The 20800-nt window shown below is 61.5% G+C and carries 17 protein-coding genes and 1 riboswitch; of the genes, 4 read left to right on the forward strand and 13 right to left on the reverse strand.

Annotated features, from left to right (window positions below; translation table 11 throughout):
* Nucleotides 1-2: 2 nt before the first annotated feature.
* Nucleotides 3-1217 (reverse strand): phosphoserine phosphatase SerB, encoded by a 1215-nt coding sequence (gene serB / locus ACQKEK_RS07200; RefSeq protein ID WP_019340011.1) that lies wholly within the window; start codon nucleotides 1215-1217, stop codon nucleotides 3-5.
* Between the two features lie 198 nt (nucleotides 1218-1415).
* Here serB and ACQKEK_RS07205 point away from each other — a divergent pair, with 198 nt between their 5' ends.
* Nucleotides 1416-2963, forward strand: a complete 1548-nt coding sequence (locus ACQKEK_RS07205; protein ID WP_499141798.1) for an AhpA/YtjB family protein — start codon at nucleotides 1416-1418, stop codon at nucleotides 2961-2963.
* Between the two features lie 281 nt (nucleotides 2964-3244).
* Here ACQKEK_RS07205 and ACQKEK_RS07210 read toward each other — a convergent pair whose 3' ends face one another.
* The 9 genes from ACQKEK_RS07210 to ACQKEK_RS07250 all read right to left on the reverse strand — a co-directional run bounded on the left by ACQKEK_RS07210 (nucleotide 3245) and on the right by ACQKEK_RS07250 (nucleotide 12601).
* Entirely contained in the window at nucleotides 3245-3937 is a 693-nt protein-coding gene (locus ACQKEK_RS07210) for a PqiC family protein (protein WP_499141800.1), read from the reverse strand.
* Between the two features lie 220 nt (nucleotides 3938-4157).
* Nucleotides 4158-6407, reverse strand: coding sequence for a DNA topoisomerase IV subunit A (gene parC / locus ACQKEK_RS07215; RefSeq protein ID WP_499141801.1), 2250 nt, complete (start codon nucleotides 6405-6407; stop codon nucleotides 4158-4160).
* The gene (locus tag ACQKEK_RS07220) at nucleotides 6404-6931 is read right to left on the reverse strand and encodes a retropepsin-like aspartic protease family protein (protein ID WP_499141802.1); all 528 of its coding nucleotides are present in this window, start codon (nucleotides 6929-6931) and stop codon (nucleotides 6404-6406) included. The genes parC and ACQKEK_RS07220 overlap by 4 nt, the downstream gene beginning before the upstream one ends.
* Nucleotides 6928-7908 carry an esterase-like activity of phytase family protein gene (locus ACQKEK_RS07225; protein ID WP_499141803.1) on the reverse strand — a complete coding sequence of 327 codons (981 nt, stop codon included), beginning with the start codon at nucleotides 7906-7908 and terminating at the stop codon, nucleotides 6928-6930. Before ACQKEK_RS07225 ends, ACQKEK_RS07220 begins: the two co-directional genes overlap by 4 nt.
* Nucleotides 7905-9791, reverse strand: coding sequence for a DNA topoisomerase IV subunit B (gene parE / locus ACQKEK_RS07230; protein ID WP_499141805.1), 1887 nt, complete (start codon nucleotides 9789-9791; stop codon nucleotides 7905-7907). Before parE ends, ACQKEK_RS07225 begins: the two co-directional genes overlap by 4 nt.
* An 18-nt stretch (nucleotides 9792-9809) precedes the next feature.
* The gene (locus tag ACQKEK_RS07235; RefSeq protein ID WP_127840220.1) at nucleotides 9810-10427 is read right to left on the reverse strand and encodes a YqiA/YcfP family alpha/beta fold hydrolase; all 618 of its coding nucleotides are present in this window, start codon (nucleotides 10425-10427) and stop codon (nucleotides 9810-9812) included.
* 143 nt (nucleotides 10428-10570) lie between these two features.
* A complete protein-coding gene (gene cpdA, locus ACQKEK_RS07240; RefSeq protein ID WP_446697599.1) occupies nucleotides 10571-11386 on the reverse strand; it encodes a 3',5'-cyclic-AMP phosphodiesterase in 816 nt (271 codons plus the stop codon).
* Between the two features lie 154 nt (nucleotides 11387-11540).
* Nucleotides 11541-11987 (reverse strand): DUF1249 domain-containing protein, encoded by a 447-nt coding sequence (locus ACQKEK_RS07245; RefSeq protein ID WP_046161745.1) that lies wholly within the window; start codon nucleotides 11985-11987, stop codon nucleotides 11541-11543.
* The gene (locus tag ACQKEK_RS07250) at nucleotides 11984-12601 is read right to left on the reverse strand and encodes an NUDIX domain-containing protein (protein WP_499141806.1); all 618 of its coding nucleotides are present in this window, start codon (nucleotides 12599-12601) and stop codon (nucleotides 11984-11986) included. The genes ACQKEK_RS07245 and ACQKEK_RS07250 overlap by 4 nt, the downstream gene beginning before the upstream one ends.
* 228 nt (nucleotides 12602-12829) lie before the next feature.
* Between ACQKEK_RS07250 and ACQKEK_RS07255 the strand changes: the two genes are divergently transcribed.
* On the forward strand, nucleotides 12830-13558 hold the full coding sequence (locus tag ACQKEK_RS07255; protein WP_499141808.1) for an RsiV family protein: 729 nt from the start codon (nucleotides 12830-12832) through the stop codon (nucleotides 13556-13558).
* Here the strand turns inward: ACQKEK_RS07255 and cytX are convergent.
* Both cytX and thiC read right to left on the reverse strand, forming a co-directional pair.
* Nucleotides 13524-14792: a putative hydroxymethylpyrimidine transporter CytX gene (gene cytX / locus ACQKEK_RS07260; protein ID WP_499142226.1), complete on the reverse strand. Its 1269-nt coding sequence runs from the start codon at nucleotides 14790-14792 to the stop codon at nucleotides 13524-13526. The two genes, ACQKEK_RS07255 and cytX, sit on opposite strands and share 35 nt — an antisense overlap.
* A gap of 367 nt (nucleotides 14793-15159) precedes the next feature.
* A complete protein-coding gene (gene thiC, locus ACQKEK_RS07265) occupies nucleotides 15160-17040 on the reverse strand; it encodes a phosphomethylpyrimidine synthase ThiC (protein WP_499141809.1) in 1881 nt (626 codons plus the stop codon).
* A 103-nt stretch (nucleotides 17041-17143) separates the two neighbouring features.
* A riboswitch (TPP riboswitch) is annotated at nucleotides 17144-17250 on the reverse strand.
* A 193-nt stretch (nucleotides 17251-17443) separates the two neighbouring features.
* Between thiC and ACQKEK_RS07270 the strand changes: the two genes are divergently transcribed.
* A complete protein-coding gene (locus tag ACQKEK_RS07270) occupies nucleotides 17444-18895 on the forward strand; it encodes a TolC family outer membrane protein (protein ID WP_127840251.1) in 1452 nt (483 codons plus the stop codon).
* Between the two features lie 142 nt (nucleotides 18896-19037).
* Here the strand turns inward: ACQKEK_RS07270 and waaA are convergent, their stop codons facing one another.
* Nucleotides 19038-20306 carry a lipid IV(A) 3-deoxy-D-manno-octulosonic acid transferase gene (gene waaA / locus ACQKEK_RS07275; RefSeq protein ID WP_499141811.1) on the reverse strand — a complete coding sequence of 423 codons (1269 nt, stop codon included), beginning with the start codon at nucleotides 20304-20306 and terminating at the stop codon, nucleotides 19038-19040.
* A 144-nt stretch (nucleotides 20307-20450) separates the two neighbouring features.
* Here waaA and ACQKEK_RS07280 point away from each other — a divergent pair, with 144 nt between their 5' ends.
* The gene (locus ACQKEK_RS07280; protein WP_045423971.1) at nucleotides 20451-20783 is read left to right on the forward strand and encodes a DMT family transporter; all 333 of its coding nucleotides are present in this window, start codon (nucleotides 20451-20453) and stop codon (nucleotides 20781-20783) included.
* Nucleotides 20784-20800 lie beyond the last annotated feature (17 nt).

Consider the following 20800-nt stretch of genomic DNA (forward strand, 5'->3'; position numbering starts at 1 on the left):
GCTTATTCCGTTCCTTCACGATCCCGGAAGCCAAGCAGGTAGAGAATCCCGTCCAGCCCCAGTGTCGAGATCGCCTGTTTGGCCGACTGTTTGACCAGTGGTTTGGCTCGAAAGGCGACACCCAACCCCGCCAATCCAAGCATCGGCAGGTCATTGGCGCCGTCGCCAACGGCAATGGTCTGCTCCAGCCTCAAACCTTCCCGCTCAGCCAGCTCGCGGAGAAGATCGGCCTTGCGCTGTGCGTCGACAATGGGCTCCTGAGCGACACCGGTGAGCTTGCCATCGACAATCTCCAGCTCGTTGGCGTAGACGTAATCGATGCCCAGTCTGGCTTGCAGCTGTTTTGCAAAATAGGTGAAGCCACCTGACAGGATGGCTGTCTTGTAGCCGAGGCGTTTTAGCTCGGCGAAAAGCAGCTCAGCGCCTTCAGTGAGCCTGAGCCGGGCGCCCACCTCTGCCAACGCGCGCTCCTCCAGGCCTTCGAGCAATGCCAGGCGCTCCCGGAAGCTCGCGCGAAAGTCTAGCTCGCCGCGCATCGCACGTTCGGTGATCTCCGACACCTGATCGCCAACGCCTGCCACCTTGGCCAACTCGTCGATGACTTCCGCCTCGATCAGCGTCGAGTCCATGTCGAACACCGCCAGCCGGCGATTGCGGCGGAAAACCGAGTCACGCTGAAAAGCGATGTCGACGTTGAGTTCCTGCGCCACGCTGAGAAACTCAGCGCGCAACGCTGCGGTATCGGCAGGCTCGCCGCGAACCGAAAACTCGATGCAACCCTTGCCCAACTCTTCCGGCATGTCCAGTGGCTGGCGACCCGAAAGACGATCTATGTGATCGATGTTCAGGCCGTACTTGGCGGTGATCGAGCTGACCCGCTGCAACTGCTCGGCAGTCACCTTACGGGTCAACAGGGTAACGATGTGCCGGGGCTTACCCTGCCCGGCCACCCACTGCTGGTAATCCGCCTCCGCGACGGGTGTGAAGCGCACCTGCTGGTCATGTTTGTAACCCATGAACAGCACATCCTTGAGTACAGAAGAAGCACGTTCGGTATCAGGTATTTCCACCAGAATGCCGAACGACAGGGTGTCGTGGATCACGGCCTGACCGATATCCAGGATATTCACACCACCTTGAGCGAGTACGCCGGTGATTGCCGCGGTCAACCCAGGGCGGTCTTCCCCAGTGATGTTAATCAGGACGATTTCGCGCAAGGCGTAGCTCCTATGCAAAGAAGACGGGCATTCTATATCAGCAGGACGGCCGCTGAACGCTGCAGCGACGCACCGGTTTCCAATCCATATCTGCTTTGGCGCGCCTGCAATTCGTCTGCTTTGACCGAGCGACCTTTAGCCCCCACAGCGCTTTCCGTATACTGCGCGCCACTTTCCTAAAGAGTAGAGCCGCGCTCTGTGAACCGGCCCGCATCCGTCAAGCCCGACAATTTCTTCCTGCTGATCTATCGTGCATTGCGCCAGCGTCGTGTTCCGCTGGTTCTGCGGGTAGCCAGCCACACGCTGCTGCTCGTCGCGCTGGCCTTGATCATCTACGCCTGGGTCATGGGCATGCAATTCAAGCATGCGATGGAGCAGCAGGCCGATGCCCTTGGCCAAAGCCTGATCACCCAGACGGCCGCCTCGGCGACGGATCTACTGGTGGCTAACGATATTCTTAGCCTCAATGTCTTGCTGAGCAACCTGGTGAAGAACCCGCTGGTGGCGCACGCGGCGATCTACAGTGTCGACAACCGGGTGCTGGCGGAATCGGGTACCCGCCCGCAGCGAAGTCTGTTGGGCGACGAGGAAGGCCTCTATTCCACGCCCATCAGTTTTCAGGAGGTGATCGCCGGACATCTGCGCATCAGCCTCGACATGCAGCAGTTCCAGCAGCCAATGACTATCAGCCTGCAAAGCATGGGGTTGCTCAGTCTTATCCTGCTAGCGCTAACCCTGACGCTTAGCATGCGCCTGGGGCGGCAGCTGTCCCTGCCTCTGATGCAGTTGCGGCTGTGGTTGCGCGATCCCGATGACCCAGCGCCCGGCGCAGGCCGGCAAGATGAGATCGGCGAATTGGCGCGGCAGCTGCAGGCACGCCTGGTGCCCGAAAAGCCAGAGCCGGAAATCGAGCTAGACGACAGCATGCAGGATCTCTATTCGGCACATTTCGAGGTGCCTGCCCCGGCTGCGGTCAAAGACTACGACCGTTCCGATGTGGATCTTCGGGACCATCTCGATGAATCGACTGAGAGTTTGGTCACCGTTGATCATGCTTCCGATGAGTCATTCGACGATGGCTTCGATGACGACCCTCCATTCGATGAGCCCAAGCCTGCGCCTGCCCAAGCTCCGGCAACCATCATTCCCGCAGCCCCAGCGATCTCGGGCAAAAGTGGCGTGCTGGCGATTCAGCTCGGCGCCCAAGAGCAATTGCGCCGTCTGCCACGCGCGCGGCTTACCGAGCTCCTGCAGCGCTATAGCGATTGCCTGCAGCAGGCCGCGACCCTGTATCAGGCCGAACTGCATACGCTCAACGATGGCAGCAGCCTGATGTTGTTTCACAGCCAGGACGATGAGCAGAACTACCTGACCCACGCGCTCTGCTGTGGCGAACTGATGCGCGCGCTTGGGCACGCGTTGCAAATCGAAGTGGCCGATAGCGGTATCACACTACAGCTGCAGCTCGGATTGACCCAGGGTGAGGGGCTGTACGACCTCAGCCAAGGCGACCTTCTACTGAGTGAGCCCGCGCAGGCAGCGCTGGCCATGTCTCAACATAGCCGCAACCTGCTGCTGGTCGAACGAGGGATTGGCGAAGACAGTCTGATTCGCCAGCGTGCGCGTATCCGTCCCATTGCGAGCCCAGAAGGCGCCTGTTGCGTCGAGCGACTGCTCGAGCCTTACCCGTCGCTATTGGAGCGCCAGCTCGCTCGCATGCATGAGCTGCGCAACCGCATCAGCTGACACCGGCAATCATCACTCGGGCCCGTTTCGCTGCAGTGAGTCCCTACCTGACAACCGCGGTCGGCACCCGCGCGTCGGCGGGACCGATTGCCGGCAAGCTGCCCAGTGGCTCGATGGTAGCCGCGGTCAACGGACATGCAAGCCTCAGCCATGCTGGTCTGATATACGCCCGCGCGGCTCCTGCCCGCGAAAGATCTTCGAAATCGTGGGAACGCGCGCTGCCACTAGGAAACGCCCCGGTCAGCGCAAGGGTATGCAAACAGACGCTTTAAGCAAATCGCTTAGAAGCGAAACACTTCCAGGTCAGTCCTGATCGGTTCCACTGCCGGGATTGCCGGAGCGGCGGACTTGCTCGGCGCTTTGTTGACGCTGTGTTTGGTGCGAGCCTTGGCCACCATCATCGGCTCAACCGCGCCCGCCATCATCTCGCTAAGTCGCCGCAGGAGCAGGCTCTGCGCCCGCACCTGGTCGGTTGCGCTGCCTTGATGCGCCTCTTGCAAGCGAACCAGCCGGCTGCTCTTGCGCTTACCCTGCCCGTCCAACAGGCGCCACTGAGCCTCCAGCACAGCAGGATGCTGAGGGCCGGAATCCAGGCGGGTGATCTCGAGTTCGACCTGTACCTCAGGGATGAACCCCTTGCTGCCAGGGCTCAGCTCCAGGCTCTGAGTCTTCAAGCGCGAGGCCAACTGGCGCAACAATAGCTGACTGATGTCGCCTTGCAGGCTTCCAGCCCAGCGCGCCTGCTGGCCGTCTGCGGCCAGGCTGCCGTCCGGCAGCCGCTGCAGCAAGGCGTCGTGTTGCAGATAATCGGCCAACTTGATCGGCCCTAGCAGAACTGCCGCGCCATCCGCTGCTTGCGCTGGCATTTCGACGTTGCCGTTGTCGAGTCGATACATTGGCACAGGCTGGGTGACACAGCCGGCCAGGCTGGCACAGGCAAGTAGCAAAACAGTTGTGAAGCGTTGCACGTTCATCTCTACCTTTGCACTGGGCTTGGGCGACGCGTAAGGCGGCTGGCGCCTGTCTGCGCCGCTGCCATCGTTTACCGTCAGCCATCGTGCTGATTGTCTTTGGCAGGCGACGTGGTCGGCAATTACCGGCGCCGCATTGCAAAATCGGAGAAATCGGAAGGCCGCTATCTTCCGCGAAACGCCCAGCAGAATCCAGCCTCCACGACCTATCCGGCCAAGCAACTTACTCGACCAACAGTGCGTCCACTCGCTGGAAGCCGCGCGGCAGCTTGTTGCCCCGCCGCCCGCGCTCACCCTTATAGTGTTCCAGATCATCGCTCTTCAGCGAAAGGGTACGTTTGCCAGCTTGCAAGACCAGCGTCGCCCCTTCCGGCAGCACGGCGAGATCTGTTAGATACTCCTCACGGCTTGCGACCCGGTCACCCGGAATGCCAATGATCTTGTTGCCTTTGCCCTTGCCCAGCTGCGGCAGGTCTCGAATCGGGAACACCAGCAAACGCCCCTCCGTCGTAACGGCGGCCAGCCAGTCCTGGTCGCGGCTTTTCAGCGGCCGCGGCGCGACGACTCGCGCACCGGCTGGTAGCGACAACAGTGCCTTGCCTGCCTTGTTCTTGGCTTGCAGATCCTCACCCTTGACCACGAAACCATAGCCAGCATCCGACGCTATCACGTACAGCGACTCGTCATCGGGCAACAGGACGCATTCGAAACCGGCACTGGGTGGCGGCGTCAGGCGGCCAGTCAACGGCTCGCCCTGGCCGCGCGCTGAGGGCAGCGAATGGGCCGCGAGCGAATAGCTGCGCCCAGTCGAGTCGATGAACACAGCGTACTGGTTGGAACGGCCTGCTGCGGCGGCCTTGAAGCCGTCACCCGCCTTGTAGGACAGACCGGTGGCGTCGATATCATGGCCCTTGGCGCAGCGTGCCCAACCCTTCTCCGAGATCACCACGGTGACGGGCTCGGAAGGCAGCAGTTCATTTTCCGACAGCGCGCGGGCTTCGGCTCGCGCAACAATGGGCGAGCGACGGTCATCGCCATAGGTCTCGGCGTCGGCGATCAGCTCCTTGCGCACAAGCTTTTTCAGCTTGGCTTCGCTGCCAAGCAGTGCCAGCAGCTTCTCGCGCTCCTTGGCCAACTCGTCCTGCTCGCCGCGGATCTTCATTTCCTCCAGCCGAGCCAACTGGCGCAGGCGGGTGTCGAGGATGTAATCGGCCTGTAGCTCAGACAGCTCGAAGCGCGCCATCAAGACAGGCTTGGGCTGATCCTCGGTCCGGATGATGTGGATCACCTCGTCGAGGTTGAGAAAGGCGACCAGCAAACCTTCCAACAGGTGCAGGCGGCGTTCGACCTTGTCCAGCCGAAACTGCAGGCGACGGCGCACGGTACCGATGCGATAGGTCAGCCACTCGCTGAGCAGCACCTTGAGATTTTTCACCTGCGGTCGGCCATCGAGGCCGATGACGTTGGTGTTGACCCGGTAGCTGGATTCAAGCTCGGTGGTGGCGAACAAATGCTGCATCAGCTCGTCGGCATCGACCCGATTGGAGCGCGGGATGATGACGATCCGGCAAGGATGCTCATGATCCGACTCATCGCGCAGGTCAGCCACCATTGGCAGCTTCTTCGCCTGCATCTGTGCGGCAATCTGCTCCAGCACCTTGGAGCCGGACACCTGATGCGGCAGCGAGGTGACCACGATATCGCCGTCCTCGACGCGATAAACCGCTCGCATGCGCACCGAACCGCGGCCGGTTTCATAGATTTTCAGCAGGTCAGCACGCGGCGTGACGATCTCTGCCTCGGTCGGGTAGTCCGGTCCCTGCACATGCTCGCAGAGCTCTTCGACGGTGGTCTTCGGATCATCCAGCAAACGCACGCAGGCGGCGGCCACTTCACGCAGGTTGTGCGGCGGTACGTCCGTCGCCATGCCGACGGCGATACCGGTGGTGCCATTGAGCAAGAGGTTGGGCAGGCGCGCCGGAAGAGTCGCTGGCTCGTTGAGCGTGCCATCGAAGTTCGGCACCCAGTCCACAGTGCCCTGCCCCAGTTCGGTGAGCAGCACTTCCGAATAGCGTGACAGCCGTGCTTCGGTGTAACGCATGGCGGCAAAGGACTTGGGATCGTCCGGCGCGCCCCAGTTACCCTGACCGTCGACCAGCGTGTAGCGATAGCTGAACGGCTGGGCCATCAGCACCATGGCCTCATAGCAGGCCGAATCACCGTGAGGGTGGAATTTGCCGAGGACGTCACCCACAGTACGGGCCGACTTCTTGTGCTTCGAATCGGCGTTCAGCCCCAGCTCGCTCATCGCATAGATGATGCGCCGCTGCACCGGCTTGAGGCCGTCACCGATATGAGGCAGTGCGCGATCCATGATCACGTACATCGAATAATTCAGGTAGGCCTGCTCGGTGAAGTCGGCAAGGGAGCGACGCTCCACGCCGTCCAGGCTCAGGTCGATAGTTTCGCTCATGGTCGATCCGTGGCGTGTTGGCGCAGCACCAGGGTGCCGGCGCGCTGGGTGAATTCGAGTTGTTTCAGGGCGCTCATGCCGAGCAATATCTGCTCACCGCCAAATCCGGGCGCCACGATGGCACGTACGTCGTGCAGCCGGATGTCGCCAAGGGCCAGGCTGTCCAGCACGGTGCGGTAACCGGTGGTCTGCCCATTGGCGGTCTGCAGCATCACCGGAGCACCGCGAGGCAGACCGAGGCGGTCGCCCACTTTGGCGGGAACTGCAACATCGGTGGCGCCGGTATCCAATAGAAAGGTCACTGTCTCGCCATTGATTCGGCCATCGGCCACAAAATGCCCCTGCGGGTTGCTATCGAGGTGTACCTCGATCTGCTCGCCTTGGATGACCGACACCGGCTCGCGGTTGGGGTTGAAACGGCTCTGCTCCCAATCAGAGAAAAACTGCGTGGCCAGAAACAGCCCCGCCCCCCACGCCAGGACCAGCATGATGCGCCCGGCACGACGCCCGGCAGGCTGGCTCACTGCTTGGCACTCCACCCACCCTTGGGCGCGGCAAAGCGCCAGACGACGGGACGCTTTTCGCCATCTGCACGGGTAAGCTCATTGTTGTCGATCCCGACCCATGCACCTTCCGCATCGACCCAGAGCGCTTCGGCATTGCCATACGGGGTGTCGTAGCGGCGCGGTTCAGCCATCGCCGTGTCCGCGTAGGACCAGCATGCCTCACGCTCCCCGTTTTCCAACTTGCGACGACAGATCTGATGCGCCACTGGCTCGAGCGTGAACAATTTATCGCTATAAAACGTGAGCCCGGAAAAACGCCGCGGCTGGGTGGCTTCATCCATCGCGGGCGGGGTTGAATCGCGTCCGCCGCCGACCATCAATACGCAGCCACCGGTACAGCGCCAGCTGTTCTGATTGCGATGGGTCACCATCAGACCTCGGCGACTGTGCTCTGCCGCCAGCCACAGCCGATCGGCGCCAGGATCGACCGCCACGCCTTCGAACATGGCGTTGAACTTGAGCAGCATTCCGCTCGCCCGCGCTTGACGCACCACTGCAACAGGCAAGTTGAGCCACTCGGCGGTGCCTGCCGGGCTAACGCGCAGCACCGCCGCATGCGCTTCGCTGACCAGGTAACGATTGCCCAGGCTGTCGCAGCTCAGGCCTTCGAAATCCATCTCTCCACCGCGCAACATGCCAGTGAAGGCGGAGCGTACACGTACGCCCCACGAAAGCCCGGTATTCGGCACGGGAGGCAACTCAAAACGCTCGGCCTCGGCCTGCCAGACGGTATCGCTGGCATCGAGGCGGTAGAGCACACTGTCCTCTCGGTCGGATACCGCCCAGAGCGCATCACCGCACCAGGCCAGCCCGGAGAGATTACCCGCAGCGATCCCTTCGACGGGATGCTCGCTGACCATTGTCAGTTCGGGCGCGGCGGCTGCCGAAAACGGCACTGCCAGAGCGACCAGCAGCGCCATCCAGCGAGCACTCAAAGCAGCACCTCCGCGAGATTGCCCTTGGACTCCAGCCAGCTCTTGCGATCACCTGCGCGCTTCTTGGCCAACAGCATGTCCATGATTTCGCGCGTGCCGTCGAAGTCATCCAGCGTCAACTGCACCAGCCGGCGGGTGTTAGGGTCCATGGTGGTCTCTCGCAGCTGAGGCGGGTTCATCTCACCCAAACCTTTGAAGCGCGTGACCTGCGGCTTGCCGCGGCGCTTTTCCGCCAGCAGGCGATCCAGAATGCCGTCACGCTCGGCTTCGTCGAGCGCATAAAAAATATCCTTGCCGAGATCGATGCGGTACAGCGGCGGCATGGCCACATAGACATGACCAGAATCCACCAGCGGGCGGAAATGACGAACGAACAGCGCGCAGAGCAGCGTCGCGATATGCAGACCGTCCGAGTCAGCATCAGCGAGGATGCAAATCTTGCCGTAGCGCAGCTGGGAGATGTCGGCCGCGCCCGGATCGACCCCGATGGCCACGGCGATGTCGTGCACCTCCTGGCTGGCCAGCACCTCACCGCCGTCGACTTCCCAGGTATTCAGGATCTTGCCGCGCAACGGCATGATTGCCTGAAATTCCTTGTCGCGCGCCTGCTTGGCGGATCCGCCGGCGGAATCACCCTCGACTAGGAACAACTCGGAGCGCGCCGGATCCTGCCCGGCGCAGTCGGCCAGTTTGCCAGGCAGTGCCGGTCCCTGTGTGACACGCTTGCGCTCGACCTTCTTGCTTGCCTTGAGCCGTCGTCCGGCGTTACTGATAGCGAGCTCGGCCAGCTGCAAGCCCAGCTCGGGATGGGCGTTGAGCCATAGACTGAAGGCATCCTTGACCACGCCAGAGACGAACGCCGCCGACTCCCGCGAAGACAAACGCTCTTTGGTCTGGCCGGAAAACTGCGGTTCCTGCATCTTCGTCGAGAGCACGAATGCGATCCGCTCCCAGACGTCCTCGGGCGCGAGCTTGACGCCGCGCGGCAGAAGATTTCGGAACTCGCAGAATTCGCGCATCGCATCCAGCAACCCCTGGCGCAGGCCGTTGACATGGGTGCCGCCTTGCGCAGTGGGGATCAGGTTGACGTAGCTTTCCTGAACGCTGTCGCCGCCCTCGGGCAGCCACAGCAGCGCCCAGTCCACGGCTTCCTTGCTGCCGGCCAGACTGCCGCAGAAGGGCTCATCCGGCAGCCGGGCAAATTCACTGACAGCATCGACCAGATAGGAGCGCAGGCCGTCTTCGTAGTGCCATTCGGTCTTCTCACCGGTGCTCTTATCCTCGAAGCTGACATTCAGTCCCGGACAAAGCACGGCCTTGGCCTTGAGCACATGCTTGAGCCGGCTGATGGAGAACTTCGGCGAGTCGAAATACTTGGGATCGGCCCAGAAATGCACGCTGGTGCCGGTGTTGCGCTTGCCAACGGTTCCGATGATGTCCAGCTCACTGGCCTTGAAGCCATCGGCGAACGCCATGCGGTACTCACTGCCCTCACGCTTGACGGTCACCTCCACACGGGTCGACAACGCGTTAACCACGGAAATACCGACGCCGTGCAAACCGCCGGAAAACTGATAGTTCTTGTTCGAGAACTTGCCGCCGGCGTGCAGCTTGGTGAGGATCAGCTCGACACCCGAAACCCCCTCTTCCGGATGGATGTCCACCGGCATGCCACGACCATCGTCGATCACCTGTAGCGAATTATCCTGGTGCAGAATCACCTGGACCGAGCTGGCGTGGCCCGCCAAGGCTTCATCGACACTGTTGTCGATGACTTCCTGGGCGAGGTGGTTGGGCCTCGAGGTGTCGGTGTACATGCCTGGTCGCTTGCGCACCGGATCCAGGCCGGAGAGGACTTCAATGGCTTCGGCGGTATAAGACATGTGCGTCTCGTGATGTCCTTATAGATCGGAAAAATCGACGTCTGCAAACAGCACCGGATCGAAGCCGGCAAACGCCAGCAAGGCAGGAAGCCGCTCGGAGAATCCCTGGAAACCGTGATCACCACCGGCCTGGATGCGCACGGCACAGCCCCTATAGAAATCGGCCGCATGGCGGTAATCCAGCGTCTCGTCGCCTGTCTGCAACCAAACCTGATAGCGTTCGGCATCTTGCGGCGACGGCACTTCCAGCTCAGCTAGCGCCGTGACATGGTCTTCAGTCAGCTCCCAGACCTCACCGCTATAGAGGTTGGTCTGAGGCCCGAGATAGCCATCGAAACGGCAATGAGGCGTCACGGCCGGATTAATCAGCAGGGCCTTCAGCCCGTAGCGTTCGGCGAGATGGGTTGCATAGTATCCGCCGAGGGAGCTGCCGACCAGCAGTGGCCGCCCCAACTCGGCGATGGCCTTCTCGAGCTGCGCAATCGCCTGACGGGGGTGATGATGCAGCGCCGGCACCTGCAGCGAAGCAGTCAGGCCCAGGCGACTTAGCGCCGCCGTCAACTGGCTGGCCTTTTGCGACAGCGGTGAACTGTTGAGGCCATGCATATAGAGAATGGTGGGCTGGTCGCGGGTCATGCTGATTCGCTGGGCTGACAAAGGATGGGAAGGCTACTAGGCGAGGCGCGCAAGCTGCAAGCTGCCAGGGAAGCGGGAGGCCGCCCGGGAAACAAATGAGTGTGGAGTTGCGTCAGCGCCAAATGCCTTAGGGCTTTGAACTATCAATACCCTTTGACGCTGTAGTCGACTACGAAGTCGGTGCCGACCACTCGCGAGACACCCGTCTCGAGCTTGCCGTCGGCATACAGCCGCAGCCAGCGGTAGCCTGGTGCGAGTGTATCGACCTGAAAGTCCTCGCTGCCGGGCGTGAACTGCACCCCTGTCGACGGGGTGGCTAGCAAGCGAACACCACGACGCTCGCTATCGAATGCCTGGTGAATATGCCCCCAGAGCAACGCTTTGACGCAGCTGAAACGATCCAGCACTTCGAACAGCGCCTCACGGTTGTGCAACCCAATGCTGTCCATCCAGCGACTGCCAATCGAAACGGGGTGATGATGCAGGCAGACCAGGTGAGGCCGTTCCGGTGACTGCTGCAGGGTTCGCTCCAGCAAGTCCAATTGATCGTCACGCAGCATGCCGAAAACCGCGCCCGGGACCAGCGTATCGAGCATGACGACCCGCCAAGCACCGATATCAAGCACAGGCATCATCATTTCGCTGCCACGGACGGCCTCTTGCATCGAGGTCAATTCATCATGGTTGCCCGGGCACCAGCGCACCGGCGCATCGATACGCTCGGACAACTGGCGAAAACGCTTATAGGAGGCAAGTGAGCCGTCCTGAGAAAGATCCCCTGTCGCCAACATCAGGTCGATACGAGGGTGCTCATCGAGAACCAGATCGACGACACGCTGCAGACTCTCAGCCGTATCCATGCCCAACAGCTTGCCGCCTGATTCTGCGAACAGGTGGCTATCGGTCAGTTGTACGAGCAATACCGAGTCGTTTTCAACAGTGAGCGGCGCAGCAGCCAAGACCCGTCTCCTTTGGCGAAATCGCATCAGAATTATGGTGGCTGGGAGTTGCAGGGGTAAACCGCGCGATGCGGGCATGCATCACAGAACCGCTTGGGAGCATCATCGATGCATAGCACAACGCCAGCACGCATTCAGACGTGTGCTGCTTCGCTTAAAGCACAGACTCCAGCTCATGGCCACAGGCCAGGCAGTGGCCGAGCCATTCCCCAAGGAACAGATTGAGCTGATTCTTCTCGTCAGGCTGATGCATCTGCGCGTTGGGATAGCTGTAAATGCCGCGGAAACGCCGAGCGTTTTCGGCGCCGATCACCTCAGCCATACGCGCATCGTGATAGACCCGCACGTCCATCTGCGGCACTGGTAACCAAGGCAGGCAGTCCTGCTGGCTGATGTGGACTGTGGTGGTGTAGGGGCAGCTCTCGGTCACTGTCAACACCAGCACGCCGAGCAGCCGGTCGCCCTGGCTCATGGCGATCCGGCGTGTATCCGGGTGGTTGCGCATCGCAGGCAGCAAGCGCATCAGACGCATGTAGTTCGCCTCGCAGGCCGCCTGCAACTCCAACAGGTCGACGCGGTATCGCTCGCGGGTTCGCCTCATATCCACGCCTCCCTGATCTCGCTGCGGTTCAAGGCCAGCCACTGCAGGGCAATGATCGTAGCCGCGTTATCAATCCGGCCGTCGCGCAGCGCCTCCAAAGCATTATCAAGAGACCACACTGCGGCACGGATATCTTCCCCCTCTTCTTCCAGCCCGAATACACCGCCCGCACCGACACTGCTGCAGCGTCCAACGTAGAGATGGATGCGCTCGGTGCTGCCCCCCGGGGACGGATAGTAAACAGACACCGGCCAAAGCTCGCCGAGCTCCAGGCCTGCTTCCTCGATCGACTCTCGGCGCGCCACCTCTTCAGGCTGCTCGTCCTTATCGATCAGGCCGGCCACCGTTTCCACCAGCCAGGGGTTATCGCCATGCGCCATGGCGCCGACACGAAACTGCTCGATCAATACGACCTCGTCGCGCTGAGGATCATACGGAAGCACGCAGACGGCATCGTGACGAACAAACAGCTCGCGCTCGATCTCAGCACCCATGCCGCCTCGGAACAGACGATGGCGAAGGCGGAAGCGGTCAAGGTTGTAAAAGCCACTGAAGCAGCGCTCGCGGCTGATGATCTCGACATCGTCGGCGCCGGCTTTGAAAATATCGTTCATGCACTACTCACATATCGGTTTGTTCCAGCACCTGCCGGCGTCGGAAAAAGGCTGCAACCGTCACTGCGTGAGCGGTCTTTCTGCTGCCATCCTAGCGCGCCGCTTGCTCAGGCGCAGCCCTTAGCAGACCATTCGCACGACGGAAGATGCCCAGCTGGCAATTCTCGAACTTCGCTCCGCTCATGCACTCGAACCCGCACTGAAACCGCCGCAGGAGCCAACCCATTGATGCCAATCCGCAATGCCATCGCGTTAATAGCATTCAGCCTGCTCATTGGAGGCTGCCAACACTTCGGTGGCGAACCGCCTGTGGAGGTTCGACAGATTCTCAGCGAGCAACGTCCAGCCGGCTGTCCTGCACAAGACGATAGCTGCCCATTGGTGAACATAGATACTCAGCTGTTTGAAAACGAGCCCGCACTGAACGCGCTGATCGACCAACGGTTGCGCGAGATGACGGTAAACAGCCCGGATGTAGAGGTCCCAGCCTCCCTCGAGGGCTATCAACAGACCTTCCTGCGAGACGCGAAACCAGGGTGGAGCAGCTATCTTCAAGCCAAACTGCGTGAACAACATGGGCCGCTACTGGTGGTAGAGCTGTCCAGCTATATCCACACGGGCGGCGCTCACGGAATGCCCGGACGCGGCTTCATCAATTTCGACCGAGCGCAGGACCGTGAGCTGAAGCTCGCCGATGTACTGCTGCCGGGCAAGGAAGGCGCCTTCTGGCGCGTTGCCGCGAAGGCGCATCAGCAATGGCTTCTAGCCAACGAGCACGATGCCGCTTTCAGCCGCCAATGGCCGTTTCAGCAGACCTCAAACATCGCGTTCCTGCGCGACAAGGTCTTGCTCAAATACGACGTTTACAGCATCGCACCGTATTCGAGCGGTCACCCTGAGCTGGAGATTCCGTACAAGGAGCTCAGCGGGATACTGAAACCGGCGTTCTTGCCGTAGTCGTTGCAAAGCGGCTCAGCACCAGTAGCAGCCCCCCGGAGAGGAACAGCGCCGGCAGGCTGGCGCCAACCTCGGGCCAGGCATTTGCCAACAAATGGTAGACAGCCGCACCGCAACCCCACGCCAACAACGTCTCCCAGCGCAGCATCGTGCCGGCGATTTGCAGCCGGCCACGCCTCCTGAGCAGGTAGTGATCCACCAGCACAACACCAAACAGTGGGGCGAATACCGAGCCGATCAGTAGCAGGAAGTTCTGGTATTGCGCCAATGGTGCGAACCAGGCGATCAAGGTGCACAGCGCACCGATGACCAAAGCCAGCCGCTCGACCTTGAACGGCAGCAGTATGCCAACGGAGACTGCTGCCGAATGGATGTCTGCAAAAGCATTCTCAGACTCGTCCAACAGGATCAGCAGCAGCGGGATGCCAAGTCCGGCACCCGCCAGCGCCAACAACAGCGCGTTCACTTCGCCGCTGCCGGCAAAGGCCAGGGTATAAGCGACACCGAGGCTCATCAGCCAGACGTTGCCTACGAAGAAGCCCAGCACCGTACCGCCGAACACACGCCGCGCCGCCTTGCCGAAGCGCGAGTAGTCTGCGATCAGCGGCAACCAGGACAACGGCATGGCGATGGCGATATCGAAGCCCAGCGCAAAGGGCAGCGAGCCGTCGCCCTGACGTGCCCATAGGGCCCGGATATCGGCCTTTTCGAACAGATTCCAGGTCAGCCAGACGCAGGCGCCGAGCAGCAGCCAGATGCCCCACTTGCGCAAGATCCGACGGACGAAGGTCAGCGGGCCGGTGATCGCCAGCAGCGTCGCCAGCGCTCCGAAGAACAACGTCCAGAGCGCGGGGCTGACCCATCCGCTCTGCTCGCCAAACGCACGCGCAGCCAGCAAGCTCGCCGCGTCGCGCATGATAATGATCTCGAAGGCGCCCCAGCCGACCAGCTGGACCAGATTCAACAGCGCCGGCAACACCGCGCCGCGGTCGCCCAGTGTGCGCTTCAGATTCGCCATTGAGGACAAGCCGGTGTCGCTGCCGATCACCGCGACCGCACCGAGCAGTATCACGCCTACTGCGGTGCCGCTGACGATGGCCAGCAAGGCACCACTCATGCCCAGACCCGGCGCCAGCAAGGCGCCAAGCTGCAATACCATAAGACCGACGCCGAGGGAGAACCACAGAGAAAACAGATCACGCCCACCGAATACACGGTGCTCAGCGGCGATCATCTGATGCGGGGAATAACGTCCTGGAATGTTCACATTGTTATCTCAGAGAAACCGGTTGCCCGGCACAACCGTGAGCACGAGTGTTTCGCCTCACGGAAGGAACATCAGCAGCGACCTGAAGAACGGATAACGCCGAAGGCTTACCCGCCTTAAACGAAATGTCCCGATTGGCCGCCGAATCATTTCGACAGAAGTGGCTGGTCGACGCGTGGAAAAGGCTCCGCCGTTTTCCACCCTACAGTCGGGCCACGCAGCTGCCCCTGGCTGTTTCGTAGGGTGGATCACGCTTCATCGATCCACCAAGCCGCGGCACGGTGGATGTAAAAAAGCGACATCCACCCTACGACGTAGTGGCCGATCCCAGCCGCTACACCTGCTTGTAGATCACCGACCCTTCATCCTTGAAGCGGGAAGACTGCTCGGCGAATCCGGCTTCGATGGCCTTCTGCTCATCGGTCAGCCCGTTCTCCTTGGCGTATTCGCGAACTTCCTGGGTGATCTTCATCGAGCAGAACTTCGGCCCGCACATGGAGCAGAAATGCGCGACCTTGGCCGAATCCTTCGGCAGGGTTTCGTCGTGGTAACTGCGGGCGGTATCCGGGTCCAGGCCGAGGTTGAACTGGTCTTCCCAGCGGAACTCGAAGCGCGCCTTGGAAAGGGCATTGTCGCGGATCTGTGCGCCCGGGTGGCCCTTGGCCAGGTCAGCGGCGTGCGCGGCGATCTTGTAGGTGATGATCCCGGTCTTGACGTCATCCTTGTTCGGCAGGCCCAGGTGCTCCTTCGGCGTGACGTAGCAGAGCATGGCGCAACCGAACCAGCCGATCATGGCCGCGCCGATGCCGCTGGTGATGTGGTCGTAACCGGGCGCGATGTCGGTGGTCAGCGGGCCTAGGGTGTAGAACGGTGCCTCGTCGCAGCATTCCAGCTGCTTGTCCATGTTCTCCTTGATCAACTGCATCGGCACGTGGCCGGGGCCTTCGATCATGCATTGCACGTCATGCTTCCAGGCGATCTTGGTCAGCTCGCCGAGGGTTTCCAGCTCGCCGAATTGCGCAGCATCGTTGGCATCGGCAATCGAGCCCGGACGCAGGCCATCGCCCAGCGAGAAGCTGACGTCGTAGGCCTTCATGATTTCGCAGATTTCCTCGAAGTGGGTGTAGAGGAAATTCTCCTGGTGATGCGCCAGGCACCACTTGGCCATGATCGAGCCGCCGCGCGAGACGATACCGGTGACGCGTTTGGCCGTCAGCGGCACATAGCGCAGCAGCACGCCAGCGTGGATGGTGAAGTAGTCCACGCCCTGCTCAGCCTGCTCGATCAGGGTGTCGCGGAACAGCTCCCAGGTCAGGTCTTCGGCGACGCCGTTGACCTTTTCCAGGGCCTGGTAGATCGGCACGGTACCGATCGGCACCGGCGAGTTGCGGATGATCCACTCGCGGGTTTCATGGATGTGCTTGCCAGTGGACAGATCCATCACGGTGTCCGAGCCCCAGCGGATGCCCCAGGTCAGCTTGGCGACTTCTTCTTCGATAGAGGACCCCAGCGCCGAGTTGCCGATGTTGCCGTTGATCTTCACCAGAAAATTGCGGCCGATGATCATCGGCTCGAGCTCGGTGTGGTTGATGTTGGCAGGGATGATGGCACGGCCGCGAGCCACCTCGTCACGCACGAATTCGGCAGTGATTTCCTTCGGGATCGACGCACCAAAACTCTGTCCGGCGTGCTGCTCGGTGAGCAGGCCGGCCGCGCGCGCTTCCTGCAGCTTCAGGTTTTCGCGGATGGCGACGTATTCCATTTCGGGCGTGATGATGCCCTGGCGCGCGTAGTGCATCTGGCTGACGTTCTTGCCCGGCTTGGCGCGGCGCGGGTTACGTACGTGGGCGAAGCGCATCTTGGTCAGCTCGGCATCGGCCAGGCGCTGCTGGCCGAAGTGCGAAGTCAGGCCATCGAGCAGCTCGGTATCGCCACGGTCGTCGATCCATGCCGAGCGCACGTCGGCCAGGCCTTTGCGTACGTCGATGGTCACGCTCGGATCGGTGTAAGGGCCGGAGGTGTCATAGACCAGAACCGGCGCGTTGATCTCGCCGCCGAAGTCGGTCGGCGTCACGTCGAGACTGATCTCACGCATCGGCACGCGGATGTCCGGGCGGGAGCCTTGGACGTAGATTTTCTGCGAACGCGGGAAAGGCTGGATCGATCCCTGATCGACTTGGGCGGATTCACTCAGGTTTTGTTGTTCTGCACGCATCAGGCTAGCTCCTCGAAAGTTGTCGGAGCGAACCTGAAAAACACGGCGGGAAAAGGGCATCGGGGCGCGCCGGGACTGGCGCCGAGAGAGCTGGCCGAAAGACTGGCGAGCACATCTTGTTCCCTACGCAGGCCTTAACCTGATCAGGTTCAACGGGATCCGGAACTTTCCGATCTCAGCCTTCGCTTCAAGGCACCCCGACAAGAACGGGCCGAGTCTAATCAAGAGTGGCAGGGAATACCATGCCGATGGCAGCCGCCACGACCGCCGGGTCATATCCATCCCTGCCCCCCTGATGCTTGATCGCCTCCAACAAGGGCCCGACCACCCTGCTCAAGCGCCTTGACCGTCTGCATGCCCGCGCATAGCCTTGCCCATCACTTCGCTTCAGGGAAAGACGCACATGCTGCGCAGACTCACGTTGGCACTCGCCGTGACCGCCGCCTCGTCCGGGCTGACTTGGGCCGAGACAGCACCTCCACTTTCCGCTCGAACCGACCTGGTTAGCGTCTACCGACAGGCGGTTGAAAACAACGCCGACCTCGCCGCGGCACGCGCGCAATTCAAGGCGATCCAGGAAGTCGTGCCGCAAGCGCGTGCTGGCCTGCTACCGAACCTCAGCGGCGGTGCGGAGCTCAGCAATACCCGCACCGATGTCGATACGTCCATGGGATCGCGCTCACTGTCACGCAGCGGCACTGTCTATCAGGCGACCCTCAGCCAGCCGATTTTTCGACCTGAACGCTGGTTCCAGTTGCAGGCGGCCGAAGCCATCAGCGAACAGGCCGCGCTGGAGTACTCGATCGCTGAACAGGACTTGATTCGCCTCACCGCGCAAGCTTACTTCGCCGTGTTACGTGCCCAAGACAATCTGGCCGCAGCCAAGGCCGAAGAGTCGGCCTTTCAACGCCAGCTCGACCAGGCTGACGAGCGCTTCGAAGTGGGTTTGTCCGACCGTACCGATGTGCTCGAAGCTCAGGCGGGTTTCGATACAGCGCGCGCCAACCGGTTGCTTACACAACGGCAAGTGGACGATGCGTTTCAGGCGCTATTCACCCTGACCAATCGTGAGTATCTGGCGCTGGAAGGTATTGAGCACAGCCTGCCAGTGCTGCCGCCCATCCCCAACGACGCCAGCGCTTGGGTCAACACCGCCACGCAGCAGAACCTCGACCTGTTGGCCAGTAATCAGGCCGTCAACGCTGCCGAGGAAACGCTGCGCCAACGCCGTTCTGGGCATGCACCGACCCTCGACGCTGTGGCGCGCTACAGTAAGGGCGACAACGACAGCCTCGGTTTCACCAACACGGGTAGCGAAGCGGTGACTGGCATCCCCCGCTACACCGGCGACGTCGAGCAACGCAGCATCGGCTTGCAGCTAAACATCCCGCTGTACAGCGGCGGGCTGATCAGCTCCCAGCGCCGCGAAGCCTTCCACCAGCTGACCCAGACCGAGCAACAGCGTGAAAGCTTGCGTCGTCAGGTGGTCGAAACCACGCGCAACCTCTATCGGGCGGTCAATACCGATGTGGAACAGGTGCAGGCACGGCGGCAGTCGATCGTTTCCAACCAGAGCGCCCTTGAAGCGACCGATATCGGCTACCAGGTCGGCACCCGCAACATCGTCGACGTGCTCGACACGCAGCGCCGCCTGTTCGCTTCGGTGCGCGACTACAACAATGCCCGCTATGACTACATTATCGACAGTCTGCGCCTGAAACAAGCGGCCGGGACGCTCAACCCAGGCGATCTGGAAGATCTGCAGCGCTATCTGAAAACCGACTACGACCCGGACACTGACTTCCTGCCACCAGATCTGTCCGAGAACTTCGCCCGCCCGGTGCGCATCGAGTAATTGGCATGGCCGGACGGGCTACCGCTACGTTCAGCCGGAATAAATTTCAAGGATCGTCAGGCCTGCAATGGGCCTGGCAGACACCACTTTTCCGCGGCAGGTTTCGGTCACAGGGAGCGTACGCAAACAGGCTGATCCCCGGCTAACCGAGTAAAGCCCCAATCCCCTGCAGCAAACGGCCCAACGCGCCCTGATTGTTCTTCAGCACTGTCAAGCCTGCGCTGCGCACTTGCGCAGCGCGCGCGGGATCGACCCAGAATGCCTCTACTGTAGATGCAAGCTCAGGTGCACTGCCGACTTCGGCAAGCGCACCGGCATCGCGTAGCTGCGCGGCGATATCGAGAAAGTTGAACAAGTGCGGTCCCGTCAGCACGGGTTTGCCCAATGCTGCAGGCTCTAACAGGTTGTGCCCGCCGGTCGGCACCAGGCTGCCGCCAACAAAAGCAACATCGGCGAGTGCAAACAGAAACAGCAGTTCACCCATGGTGTCGCCAAGTACTACCTGTGTAGAGGCCTGCGGCGGCTCCGCTAGCGACCGCCGAACCGTAGCGAAGCCCTGTTTTCGGCACAGCTCATACACCGAGCCGAAGCGCTCCGGGTGGCGCGGCACCAGAATCAGCAACGCGTCAGGGTGCTCTGCTAACAGCAGGCGATGGGCAGCCAGCAGAATGTCGTCCTCCCCCGTGTGCGTACTGGCGCCGATCCAGATCGGCCGCAATACGGCGCCCCATTGCGTACGGAGCTGATCAGCGCGCTCAAGCAGCGACGGGTCGATGCTAAGGTCAAACTTGATCGAGCCAGTGACCTGCACGCTGGTCTCACGGGCACCGAGCTGTCGAAAGCGAACGGCCTCGGCTTCGGTCTGCACCGCGATCAGGCTCAGCTCGGCCAGCATCGGCGCGGTCAGCCGGGCGAAGCGTGCATAGCCGCGTGCCGAGCGCTCGGAGAGCCGAGCATTGGCCAGCGTCACCGGGATGCCGCGACGCGCGCACTGGTGAATGTGGTTGGGCCATAACTCGGTTTCCATCACGACCGCCAGCTTCGGCCGCAGACGCTCTAGAAAGCGCGAGGCCGCCCAGGGCAGATCGTAAGGCAGATAGCAGTGCTGCACGGTGTCGCCAAACAACGCCTTGATGCGCTCCGAGCCAGTCGGCGTCATGCAGGTCACGGTGATCGGCAGCTGTGGATAGCGCTCCTTGAGCGCCCGAATCATCGGCGCCGCAGCAATGCTTTCGCCGACCGACACCGCATGCACCCAGATGCCACCCGGCTGAAACGCCGGCAACCCGACAGCGAAGCGCTCGGCGATGCGCGTTCGATAAGCCGGCGCTCGACGGGCGCGCCAGAACAAACGAACCACGATCAGTGGCAAAGCGAGATGAAACAGCAGGGTATAGAGGGCACGATTCATGGGCGCGGAGCTTAGCAAAGGGGCGAATGCAACGGCCACAGCGAAGCGCGAAGCGAAATCCGGTACCGTTGCGCAGAACTTGCCCGTTCCGCGGGAGCCGAATGAACGCAGCGCAGACCGGCACTGCCCGCAACCGGAGACCGTATGACTGGCTATTTCTATCTCGCCATCGCTATCACCGCCGAAGTGATTGCTACCACGTCCATGAAGTCGCTGGCGGGCTTCAGTCGCCCGCTACCGCTGTTTCTGGTTATCGCGGGCTACAGCCTGTCGTTCTGGATGCTTGCCCTGGTGGTCAAAACCATCCCGGTGGGAATCGCCTACGCCATCTGGGCCGGCCTGGGCATCGTCCTGGTAAGCATCGCAGCGGCAGTAATCTACCAGCAAAAGCTCGACCTTCCGGCGGTGCTCGGCATGGCGCTGATCGTGGCTGGCGTCGTGGTTATTCAGCTGTTTTCCGGCAGCACGGGACATTAGCCAGATCGGCTGAAGCC

This window comes from Pseudomonas sp. NPDC077408 (assembly GCF_050269105.1).
Taxonomy (GTDB): Bacteria; Pseudomonadota; Gammaproteobacteria; order Pseudomonadales; family Pseudomonadaceae; genus Stutzerimonas.

What these genes read in the sequence shown, in the direction of transcription:
- ACQKEK_RS07245 (WP_046161745.1), bottom strand. Translation starts at nt 11,987, where the DNA reads ATGAGGCGAACCCGCGAGCGATACCGCGTCGACCTGTTGGAGTTGCAG.
- ACQKEK_RS07270 (WP_127840251.1), top strand. Translation starts at nt 17,444, where the DNA reads ATGCTGCGCAGACTCACGTTGGCACTCGCCGTGACCGCCGCCTCGTCC.
- ACQKEK_RS07250 (WP_499141806.1), bottom strand. Translation starts at nt 12,601, where the DNA reads ATGAACGATATTTTCAAAGCCGGCGCCGACGATGTCGAGATCATCAGC.
- parC (WP_499141801.1), bottom strand. Translation starts at nt 6,407, where the DNA reads ATGAGCGAAACTATCGACCTGAGCCTGGACGGCGTGGAGCGTCGCTCC.
- thiC (WP_499141809.1), bottom strand. Translation starts at nt 17,040, where the DNA reads ATGCGTGCAGAACAACAAAACCTGAGTGAATCCGCCCAAGTCGATCAG.
- parE (WP_499141805.1), bottom strand. Translation starts at nt 9,791, where the DNA reads ATGTCTTATACCGCCGAAGCCATTGAAGTCCTCTCCGGCCTGGATCCG.
- ACQKEK_RS07280 (WP_045423971.1), top strand. Translation starts at nt 20,451, where the DNA reads ATGACTGGCTATTTCTATCTCGCCATCGCTATCACCGCCGAAGTGATT.
- ACQKEK_RS07210 (WP_499141800.1), bottom strand. Translation starts at nt 3,937, where the DNA reads ATGAACGTGCAACGCTTCACAACTGTTTTGCTACTTGCCTGTGCCAGC.
- ACQKEK_RS07235 (WP_127840220.1), bottom strand. Translation starts at nt 10,427, where the DNA reads ATGACCCGCGACCAGCCCACCATTCTCTATATGCATGGCCTCAACAGT.
- ACQKEK_RS07255 (WP_499141808.1), top strand. Translation starts at nt 12,830, where the DNA reads ATGCCAATCCGCAATGCCATCGCGTTAATAGCATTCAGCCTGCTCATT.
- waaA (WP_499141811.1), bottom strand. Translation starts at nt 20,306, where the DNA reads ATGAATCGTGCCCTCTATACCCTGCTGTTTCATCTCGCTTTGCCACTG.
- cytX (WP_499142226.1), bottom strand. Translation starts at nt 14,792, where the DNA reads ATGATCGCCGCTGAGCACCGTGTATTCGGTGGGCGTGATCTGTTTTCT.